9 protein-coding genes are annotated in these 10420 nt (G+C 53.8%); 4 read left to right on the forward strand and 5 right to left on the reverse strand.

What is annotated here, in order from left to right:
* The 3 genes from BG60_RS35560 to BG60_RS37690 form a co-directional block, all read left to right on the forward strand.
* A partial coding sequence (locus tag BG60_RS35560) for a hypothetical protein (RefSeq protein WP_034474544.1) occupies positions 1–865 on the forward strand: 865 nt, incomplete at its 5' end.
* 228 nt (positions 866–1093) lie between these two features.
* Positions 1094–2170: a hypothetical protein gene (locus BG60_RS35565; protein WP_033536854.1), complete on the forward strand. Its 1077-nt coding sequence runs from the start codon at positions 1094–1096 to the stop codon at positions 2168–2170.
* A gap of 108 nt (positions 2171–2278) precedes the next feature.
* The gene (locus tag BG60_RS37690) at positions 2279–2854 is read left to right on the forward strand and encodes a DsbA family oxidoreductase (RefSeq protein ID WP_075583633.1); all 576 of its coding nucleotides are present in this window, start codon (positions 2279–2281) and stop codon (positions 2852–2854) included.
* A 391-nt stretch (positions 2855–3245) separates the two neighbouring features.
* On the opposite strand, the gene BG60_RS38030 is transcribed toward BG60_RS37690, so the two are convergent.
* A complete protein-coding gene (locus BG60_RS38030; protein ID WP_087124910.1) occupies positions 3246–4247 on the reverse strand; it encodes an eCIS core domain-containing protein in 1002 nt (333 codons plus the stop codon).
* Between the two features lie 599 nt (positions 4248–4846).
* Here BG60_RS38030 and BG60_RS38595 point away from each other — a divergent pair.
* Positions 4847–5989, forward strand: a complete 1143-nt coding sequence (locus BG60_RS38595) for a lysozyme inhibitor LprI family protein (RefSeq protein ID WP_150126638.1) — start codon at positions 4847–4849, stop codon at positions 5987–5989.
* Between the two features lie 551 nt (positions 5990–6540).
* Here BG60_RS38595 and BG60_RS35575 read toward each other — a convergent pair.
* The 4 genes from BG60_RS35575 to ribA all read right to left on the reverse strand — a co-directional run bounded on the left by BG60_RS35575 (position 6541) and on the right by ribA (position 9483).
* Positions 6541–7032, reverse strand: a complete 492-nt coding sequence (locus BG60_RS35575; RefSeq protein WP_235366301.1) for a toll/interleukin-1 receptor domain-containing protein — start codon at positions 7030–7032, stop codon at positions 6541–6543.
* Between the two features lie 590 nt (positions 7033–7622).
* Positions 7623–7853 carry a DUF4148 domain-containing protein gene (locus BG60_RS37700; protein ID WP_008348865.1) on the reverse strand — a complete coding sequence of 77 codons (231 nt, stop codon included), beginning with the start codon at positions 7851–7853 and terminating at the stop codon, positions 7623–7625.
* A gap of 224 nt (positions 7854–8077) precedes the next feature.
* Entirely contained in the window at positions 8078–8380 is a 303-nt protein-coding gene (locus BG60_RS35585; protein ID WP_033536856.1) for a DUF4148 domain-containing protein, read from the reverse strand.
* A 470-nt stretch (positions 8381–8850) separates the two neighbouring features.
* Positions 8851–9483, reverse strand: a complete 633-nt coding sequence (gene ribA / locus BG60_RS35590) for a GTP cyclohydrolase II (protein ID WP_051627293.1) — start codon at positions 9481–9483, stop codon at positions 8851–8853.
* Positions 9484–10420 lie beyond the last annotated feature (937 nt).

Here is a 10420-nt window from a genome sequence, read left to right on the forward strand (position 1 = left end):
ATACACTGGTGTGCCGCAACCGGGCACGCACTATCTGACGGAAACGCACGCTTCTCTCGCAGTCTCGCCCTCAAATGGAAGTAGTCAGTCAATGAACGCCAGTGCTCCTAGCTCCATTGCTGCTACGCTGCCCGCACCAGCGGTTGCGTCTGTTACCCGATTCTTAATAAACGGGAAAATTGTCGTTGGATCGAACAGCCTGAAGCGCGTAGGCTATCTTGGTGACGCGATTGAAGTGGACACGCTTTCAGAAGACGGAAACACGACCGTTGAGAAGCGCATGCGTCACGGCATCGTAAAGGTCCCACTTTCCGGCGCGGTCGCTTCTGCTCCGACTGAACTAGCGCAAAATCTGAACTCCTTGTATTTCAATCCTGCGCTCTTGAGTGCAACCGCAACTTGGAAGAGTGGCGCGGCCTACCTTCGTTATCAGCAGCTAGAGATGGGAGACTGCTATACGGTCATCGACTATGCCGCAGCCACGACCGGAAGCCTCCCCACCCCTGTTGCGTCAAACACAACGATCGCGGTACTCATGCTGAAAGGCGGCATTTATTCTAGCGCTGACGCCAAAACCTACAAGTCCACCGACGGCGTGGTTGGAGTTGTGAATGGAGTCAACATGTTTGTTGCTAGCGCAGCCCGTCCGAACTTGACGACCACTGAGTATCGGATCTATTTCGAGCTGAATGGCAATGTTTACGATGGCTCGTTGATCAAAGCAAATACGGATGTCGGTGGCAACTCCTATCCGGTGGCGTCGTCTACCGCAACGAGTGGATATGTGCTTAATTACTCGCAAAATTACCGCATCCTGTTCAATCAAGCGGCAGTAGATAGCATTCATGCTGCCTTGACGTTCTAGCCTGACATCAAAGAGTCGGAGCAACAACTCCCGATTGGCAGCTCCGATCGAACACGCGTTACGGAGGGTTTCCTGTTCGATTTGTGTTGTATCGTCCCGCAACTTAAAACAAGACTGAGCGAAGCTAGAGCGGCTGTTCGTTGATTGAAGGAATCTACGAACAGTCGCTGAGACTTTTTAGCTCGCGTCCATCGGAGACATCCTCTGAGTCTTTATTTCCCTTTAAGCATGAGCATCGAACAGCACATCCGCTCCCGCCAAATCGAACTCGGTCGAAAGATCTGCCCTCGCAGGAAGATATATCTGGATGCCCGCTTCTGGATCTTCATGCGTGACGCCGCGCTCGGCGTTCGATGCGACACGGCATCACAGGCTTTGCTTGCCCATCTCCGCCGCGGCGTCACCGAGGGAAGCCTCCTGTGTCCAATCAGTTCCGCCATGTTCCTGGAGCTAATGAAGCAACCTTACAGCCCTGGACGTCGGGTTGGCACTGCGCGCGTTATCGATGAACTCAGTATGGGTATCGGCTTGATTGAGCCACATACGGTCTTGGGGACGGAAATCTACACGTTCTTGCTCAAAGGCAAGGGAGGCATTGAGCTTTTCCCAATCGAAGAGCTGATGTGGACGAAAGTCGCAAACATCCTCGGCCCATCCATCCCGACACTAGCGGGACGTCCACTTGACGAGGAACTTGCTATCCAAAAAGCGTTTCACGACTACCTGTGGAATCTCTCTCTCAACGAGATGGTCGAAATTTTTGGCGATAAACCTTTCGGACCGAACGATTTCGTGGAGTTGGCGGCTCAGACCAACGATATGAACGCACTGCATAAAGGCGAGCTTGGATCCTTCGCTCAAACGTACGATATTGAACTTAGGGGGAGCATCGAGCTCGCGGGAGAGGTGACCGCCGACATCATGCATGAGCTTGCTGAGAAGCAGGCCGCCCGTTCGCTGTCGCGCACACCAGAAGAGCGTGCGACATCGGTCAATGTGTGCCGTAACGCTTTGTACCTCGCGTTTGAAAAACCCGAGACCAGGCGTATCCTTCGGTCTATCCATATCGGTGCGTCCCTCCACGCAGCGATACGCTGGGACAAGAGCCGGAAGTTCAAACCAAACGACTACTACGATTTTCAGCATGCAGTCGCCGCACTAAGTTACTGCGATGCCTTCCTGACCGAGGGTCCCTTGCACACGCTGGTTAGGCAACCCCACACGAATCTAGAGAGTATCAACGGCTGCCGCGTATTCTCAGACATTGGAGTGGCGGCAGATTTCGTCGAAACACTTTTGAAATAGCCCTCGGACATTGCACGCCAACAGACTGCGGCAGGATCGTTAAAATGCGGGTGCCAGTCACTGCGGCTACACTGTGATTTCCTTTTTAATTTGGTCCACAGTCACGCCATGGCTACGATCACACACTGGTACGACCTGACTTGTCCGTTCTGTTACATCGCTCAGTCGCGCAATGCCGTCCTACTAGCTCGCGGCGTATCGCTTGACGAACTTCCATTTCAGGCGCATCCCGAGATTCCTGTCGAGGGCATGTTTGTAGGCGCGCGCTCCGGTGCAATGTACGACATGCTGGCAGCTGAGGCCGAGCAAGCACAATTGCCGCTCAGTTGGCCCGATCGGCTGCCGAACTCGCGGCGAGCCTTGGCTGCAGCTGAATGGGTGCGCACCAATCACAAGGAACGCTTTGTTGAATATCAAAAAGCGTTGTTTGCTGCGCATTTTGCACGTCATGAGAATCTTGGCGATGACGCAGTTCTCCTTAGCCACGCGCGCGCCTGCCACATTGACGACGCTGCTCTTAAGCTCGCGATGGAGACGCAGACGCCGCTTGATGCCGTATCTCGAGCTGAGGCCGACGCTCAGTATCATGGCGTACGCGGTACACCCGCTTGGCTGGTCGAAGGACGGCTTTTGCAAGGTTTGCGGCCAGTGGAGGAATTTGAACGCATTGCTGCTTCCGCGTAAGCCACGCATGCGACATCGGAACCACGATGCTATGCAAACCTGACGTTCTGAGATGTAAGGCCCTACCCCGCTTATGCTGTCGCTCTAGTGCTCCGCACATAGGCCGGCTTAATTTGTCATCGCCGCATATGGCAACGCCCCATGGTTCAAAAAATCACCTGTGCGGCGTATTGCTCTCAGGCTGTCCTTGCCGCCAGCAGTCTACGAGCGAGGCTAGGAGACACGCGGTCCAGCAGAACCGATTCGCAAAAGATGAACGGTGCCGCTGGACATGCTCCCGAGGTACAGAGTTTCTCCGCGTCGACCGGGCCGATAGCACGGGCGTGGACACTGAAGTCTATATCTTCGATGTCGTATTTGCAGCGGTTGATTAGCAGACGGTGTTCGGCCTCTACTGGCAGCCGGGCGCCCACGGTGTTCCACCCCCTTGGCACATCCCTGCGCACGGATGCGGGGTAGCGCGCTGAGATATACATTGGGCGGCTGGCCAAAATGCTCCAATTGCGACAGGTGCGCAGGTGCATTCGGCAAGCTGTGCATTCGACGGTAGTCCGGCAAGCTGAGTTCCGACTTGCTGATTCGGACTGAGATTTGGAATTGGTTGTGGACCAACGCCTGGGACGGGCATAGGCTGGTTGACGGCCGCCCACAATTGTTCGGCTTCCGCTTGTCTCGCGTATGCGGGAGCTTCGACTGGGCCGCCCTCTGATGAATTGTCGACCCACTGCTGCGCAAATCGGAACACCCCCCAGCTCTGGTATTGCGTCACATGAAAGACTTCGTGGGCCCAAAGCGCATAGTCTTGAGCATCGGCCGGCGTCCTGAACACGATCGCATTGATCAGCGTGATCGCGCGCGTGTCTCCGTTCATATTCATCTGTGCCGCCTGTAATGAATTCTGCACCGAGTTCCAACTCGTCGTCCATCTAACGCCGGCAAGTAAATCGTCTGCATACCAGTGCCGTAAAAAGACACGAATATTTGGTGGAATCGGGTGGGCGCCGCTGTTTAGAGCAGCGTTATGTCCCGCAATGATTGCCTGGGCTACCGGCACGTATGGCCACTGTCCCGGATTAGAAATCAACTGAATGACCTTATCAGGATTTTTAAGTGCGAACTCAACAAAGTCGCCGGGTGTTGGGATACCTGTTCGATTGATGTAGCTTGCGGGATTTACGAGAAGCCTAACCGGATCATTTTGCACTCCATTTATTACGGTGCCTGCAACTGTCGCGGGTATTTGAACTGGTGCCTTCGCAACCGTGCCGCTATTCGGAAAGCACACGCCGAGTGATGTGTTGTAATAGCCTTCGGGGCAGCCAAATGAAAGTGTAGGTACTGTTGCAAGAAGTGCCGCAAGTGCGCAAGTACCATAACCGAGACCACGCCTCATGTTGATCTCCAATTCATCGTTTCCCCGAGAAGAGACAGCGTGTAATGAACACAAATCAGACGATGTTCCGCAAAACCTGAATGTGCGGCAGACCACGAAACCGTTTGCCAAACCAGACTGGCAACATGGTTTTTTCGGCATTCCCGAGCGGAGAGAGGGCCGAGAACGATCGTGCTCATTTTTACGCTGCGCGTGGGTTGTGATGAAAGCCCATCAGTCCGCCCGATGAGCCCCTCACTCGCGGGATTCGATGTTTGTTGGTCGACGAAAGCCCGTCACTGTCAGGATGACGAAAAACATGTGGTGTGCGAGCTATTCAACGGGAATTGCGCATTAAAGAATGCATGCTCCGGTGACCGTCCTTCGGTACGCCCGAGCATGCAAGCACGAGCGAGGCCGGTTTTGCCTACCAAATTCGCGTGAGATAGACCCTGCTCGCAGCCCTCACACTTGAACGGCGAAAGAAATAGAGCTGAGAGGATTGACGCTTCAACGAATTGTGGGGAAAACCACTATTCGATCTGTGCTAGCTTCGACCGCTCAGATAAACTTCATGTTTGCGGAGGCGCGTACTGGCCAAACATAGAAAGCGTCGCTGCGTGATGTTTACGATCAGAAAATACAACAACGTCGGGGCGTCTATGCGGGTCATCGAATCGTGGAAAAAGCAGGTTTTCAGCGTTTCAATTTGCAGTATGCTTACTTTCGTTTGCTACGCCTGCCATGATAGCTCGAGCGACGCGGCAAACACGGACACAGCTAGCAGCGAACAATCAGCACAACAGGCTCAGCCAGTGCCACAGCCAACAACTGCAGTGCAAGAGCCGCGCTACGTCACAGGTCTTCGGTCTTTGGTAAGAAGCGGCTTGGCCTACGAGCCAGGCTCCTATGCAAAAGGACAAATACGTTCGGGCGATTACGTCTTCGTGAGCAAAAACGGCGGCTACTTTTCTGAAGAGCTTAATGGTCAAATTCTTGACAATCAAAATTTTGCATCGTTCGGCTACGTCTATGTTCATGGACTCGGAGATATCAAAACGGACGGGTATCTCATCGCAACAAGTGCAGTCAAAGAACTAGGTGTAACGAGCGCTTTAGATCTTTATCGTGCAATGACGCAGCAGAGTCAGTACAACTTTTCCGGTGTTTATAAAGGTGGTATTGACCTTCCTGCCGGCCGCTACGTCCTTCAAAGCGCAGGTAGCGCTTATGTGTCTGTGAATACCGGTCCTCTTGGGAAAGCTGACATTGTCTGGAACGATAACTTCAACGGGAGCAAGTCTGTCGATTTGCAAAACGGGCAGTATCTCGAGGTAGACCGGGCCTCCATCGTGCGTGAACCGTCGGCCGAAAGTCAGTCTACAACGACCGATTCATCGACAACCATAGCCGCCAGTGACGAAACAACGAATTCTCAGGCGTCGCCTGCGCCCGATTCACAAGTAAATGTGAACGCCAACACCTTTGAAACCAGTTTCGACTGCAATGCTGCAAAATCCATCCCAGAGTATCTAATCTGTCACGATGCGGACTTGGCAAGTTCCGACCGACAACTGGCGACATCGGTTCAGCAGGCAAGGGATGCCGCAACTGATAAAGCGCTGTTTGTGGCGCGAATCAAGAAACAGTGGAACTACCGCGAACGACATTGTCGCGATAAGGCGTGCCTACAAGAGTGGTTTAGCTATCAAGAAGGTGTGATGCAAAGAATTGCTCAAAGCGGAGATCCGAACGTTCAGTGATAAAGCGCCGGTGTGGCCCGACGTCTAATAGGTTTCATCCCGTACGGGGTCTCGGACTCTCATAGTTGAGATCAAAATCCCGTACGCCTCGGTGTCTACGTGACGAAATCGCTGCATTAGGGAACGCCGGCCACTGGAGCCAAACCTGAAGAAAGCAGGAAGCAGCTATCGCGACCGGCTAAGTCAACCGCACAGACCAAGCGGTACTTCATGCTCCGCGTCGGTAGCCTGTATCTGGGTGGTTGCATCTACGTTTGAGGGCGGATGTCCGCATGGCACGCCTAGTAGTGCTCGCAGATCGTTGCGTACAACCTATGACGCGAGGACGCTTGGTCGCAAGAGCACTACTTGGCGGGGTTCTTGACTAGGATTGTTGGTTCATTGTCCTCAGGAACTCCAGCATTCTTTCTTCGTCGCTGTGACGTAGCAATCACCAACTTGATCGCTCTTGTTGTAAGCCCAAACTGGCAATGCCTCGAGCCGGAGTCCAAAAGCGCACAAGCGTTGAAGTCAAACAGTCTTCCGACTCGTACGTCCCGAAAGACCGTCCGCTAGCCCCAGATTTCGACCAGTTCGGCAATCTTCGTGGCAACCATCGCCATCGAATCTTCAGTGGTGTCTAGACCAGTTCTGGAAGCAAGCATCGGGCTAACATTGCGGAGATCCGAATACGTTGTCTGATGGACGATAGGCACGAGCCGGTTGCCCGCCAGCAGCGCGGAAAGCTCCTTGTCGGCAACACCCTCTTGGGGGAGGCGGCGCAACAGGTTCGGAGTAACGAGAACGAGCCCAATCCGCGAATTTGCCAACCCCTTGTCAATCGCACGCATCATCGGCACGCCCAGTCCAAGATCCCTCTCGCTGAACCAGACCTTCACACCAGCAGCTACAAGAGATTCGTATAGTTCTTTAGCTGCCCCCTGACGGTCGTCCCACGCGTGACACAAAAAGCAATCGCGAAGATCAGGCTGCGCCGCCGCCGATCTCTCGACGGATTCGCGAATCGGCGTGAGCGACTGCACTTGAGATGGAGTGTACGACACGGAAGAACTTGGTCGCGACCAGCGTGGCCTTGCTCCGCCACTGGACCGACTGCTGCCCCCGCTGTAGCCGCTTCCGCTGCTGCTTGATGCGGAATAAGGCGAACTATAACCACCGCCGTAGCGGTAGCTACGGCTGCTGCATGCAGGACATGCCGCTGCAGCCGCTGCCGAGTTGTGTCCACGTACCGGAGCCGTGCATCTTGTCATAGCCATGCTACCTATTTCAGCGCGACCGGTTTGACATTGATGCAGTTGTCTAGCGGTCGCAGGTTTTTATGACATCAATCCGAAGACTGTCTTCGAGTAAGAGACTGAGTTGTCAATTAGCGTCTTCCTCGCTTCCCTTTACTTGGTTCAGTTCAGGACGTACTTTTTCGCTCGTCGCTGACAAAGAAAAAAACCCAGCGCTGCTGCACTGGGCAAACCATCGGCCTAGCCGGTGGCGGAGGAGCCGAAAAGCAAACTGGCCGCCTATCGATTTCGACAGCGGCCAGACATCGCGTTTGAGGTCCGAGCCTCTCGTCAGTCGACAGAGCTACGCGGACCCGTGTGACGCTATCTCAATGAAACACATCGACACAGGTGGGAGCTTAGTTAGCGACTCCGCCATAGCCCTGGTCGTTCTGCGCTGCTACCTTTGCATTGGCGGCTTGGATGTCAGCGGGATAAAGTGCATGGTCAGCGGCGGGTTTGTAGCCAGCTTTTTCAGCTTGAATCAGTTGCGCCTTCACTTCTGCTCGGGTCAGCGGTTGGCTGGTTTCTGCGAAAGAAACAGCGGGAATTGCGAGTGCAGCGGCGACGAGAATGGTTGCGAGTTTCATGACCTACCTCCGGGCATTGTTTTCCGCAAACACCTCTGTTTGCGTTCGAGTGAGCCCAGTGTAAGCAAAACTGTCTTCAGGGTTAACCAGCAAATGGACAAAGGACTGTTGTCTGCCGAGGGATAAAAGTTTCTCCAGTACGTTGTCCGACGATGAGGTACCGCTTACACCGCTGCGCGTCCTATGGGAGCCTTTCTCTAACAAAGGAAAGGCTCCTACCGGCCTCACTGACCCTTGGCAGCGTTGGCGTCGATTTTCTTCTGCGCGTTCTGAAGATTTTGCGGATAAGTAGCATTGTCTCGCGAGGCAGGATTGTAGCCAGCGTCCTCCAGCTTCTTGAGCTCTGCGTTTTTCTTGGCCCGCGCCTGTTTTCGCGCAGCTTTTTTCTGCTCCTTCGTCATCGGCGCAGACTGCTCAGGGTTCGTCGCAGTCGAGCCTGTATCCTGTGCATACGTCAGGGGCCCGGCAAATGTGCCTAGCACCGCGATGGACAGCGAAAGACTGATAATCGTTGATTTAATTCTCATGTCGACCCTCATCTATCAGTTGATACAGAAGCAAACGCCTGTGTGCTGACGACACTCCAGTGCAATCGCATCGTCTGACCTACAGGATCCATGTGTCCAATCGCGAGCATCCTCAAGCTACTACTAAGTCGTGGTTCGCACATAGGCCGCGCGCGTCACGATTTCCGGCCAAACAACAAAAAAGACCCTCCTAGAATGCCTGTCAAAGGCGCCTGCCAACGCATCCGTGACTAATCGGTCACAACGTTTGCGCCTTCGGCGGGAACCGCTTAGAACGCAAAAGCCGTCGAGGCACATCTTACTTGCACGCATCAATGCCAATCCGACGTCATGAATTTTGTGCAACTTTCCGTTGCACGAAAAGCAACTAGAGCTGGGTGCTCTCCCTGATACGTCGCCCAAATCATCTAAGTCTCCACCGATTCTCTGCGTCGCCGCTGTGAGCTCCGTGCAAGGCCGATGACTGGCGACTATTCATTCTCGTCGAAATAGTGCCCGAACCGCACTTGCTTGGTCTTGACATAACGCTCATTTTCTTCGCGCGTCGGGATCGCAAGCGCGACGCGTTCACAAACGGGGATACCATGCTTGCGTAGGCTCTCGAACTTTGTGGGGTTGTTGCTCATCAACCGCACCGATCTTACGTTCAAGGCTCGCAGGATGGCCGCCGCGGAACTGTATTCACGAGAGTCTTCAGGCAAGCCCAGGTGAAGATTTGCGTCCACCGTATCGAGACCTTGTTCTTGGAGCGCATACGCGCGAATCTTGTTCGCTAATCCGATACCCCGCCCCTCGTGCCCTCTTAGGTAAAGGAGGACACCACAATTCTCGGCTGCAATATATCGCAACGCCAGATCCAACTGCTCCCCACAGTCACACCGATACGAACCGAATACGTCACCAGTTACACACTCCGAGTGCAGCCGCGTCAGCACGGAGTGCCCGCTGTCAACTACACCCCTCACAAACGCGATATGCTCAACTTCCGTATGTTTCACCCGATAGACGTAGGATTGGAACGTTCCATATCGGGTGGGGATGTTTGCTGTTGCAGCCAGTTCAGCGCCCGCTCCCTCATCGCACTCCCCATAGTCCGACTGCATATACTGTGTTTTTTGCGGAAGCGATCCGACCTTCATAGTCATTCTATTGTCGATATTGATGTGAGCGCCGTGCCTACGGACCCGTACGGTCGGTCATGCTGACGATTACGAAAGTTCAACGATTCTCGCACGTGACTGCAATTTTTCCCATGTTGGGCAGGACCTCAAGGTAGCGCGTCACGAACATGGCATTGTCTAGCAATGGAAAGCGCAGAAAATTTGTGTCGTACGCTTCCGTAATACTGATCGAAAAATGAGGCTGTATGACGTGCGGATGCGGCTAAAACCCCAAGCTAGCGCGCTGGCTCTCCTCTCAAAGAATACACATGGACGCCAGCGCGTCTCTATCAGCATACGGTGGCGCGCAAGCCTGAGTTCACAAGTATTGAGGCGGGGAGCGCCAACGTGTGGGGAGTTACACAGCCGCGATTAGTTTGCTGATACCAATCAGGCTTTCGTGCCTTTGAACAGACATCAGCGCTGCTATCTGATAACTGGCGCTCGAAAGAAAACAAAAAAGCCCTGTCTACGACTACAGAACAGGGCAAGGCCTTAACGGCCGGAGTCAATCAAGCCTACTATCTCGACGCAGCGAGACAATCTGAAAATCTTTTGTGAGACTCAAGGCGATTACGTCACGGTCATGTCACAGTGTGTTGTCAAGGTCCAGCGCGTACGATTACTAGATACAGCACGAACGACGGTGAACTACAAGAAGCCGCGCCAAATAGTTGGACCCTCAATGATGCCGCCTAAGCTACCAGCGTGCGATTGCTTTACACATACCTGAGTTGCTAGTGGAGAAGCGAAAAGATGAAAACAAAGTTTAGCGACTATCTGGCAAGCTTCGCTTTTGTTCTTTTGGGCGCGGTCGCATTTGGCGCGGTCGCTTATGCACTTCTTAAGGGTGTTCTTGTCGTGATGCTCGCGCTTAGAA

Origin of the sequence: Caballeronia zhejiangensis (assembly GCF_000698575.1) — a bacterium.
GTDB lineage: Bacteria > Pseudomonadota > Gammaproteobacteria > Burkholderiales > Burkholderiaceae > Caballeronia > Caballeronia zhejiangensis.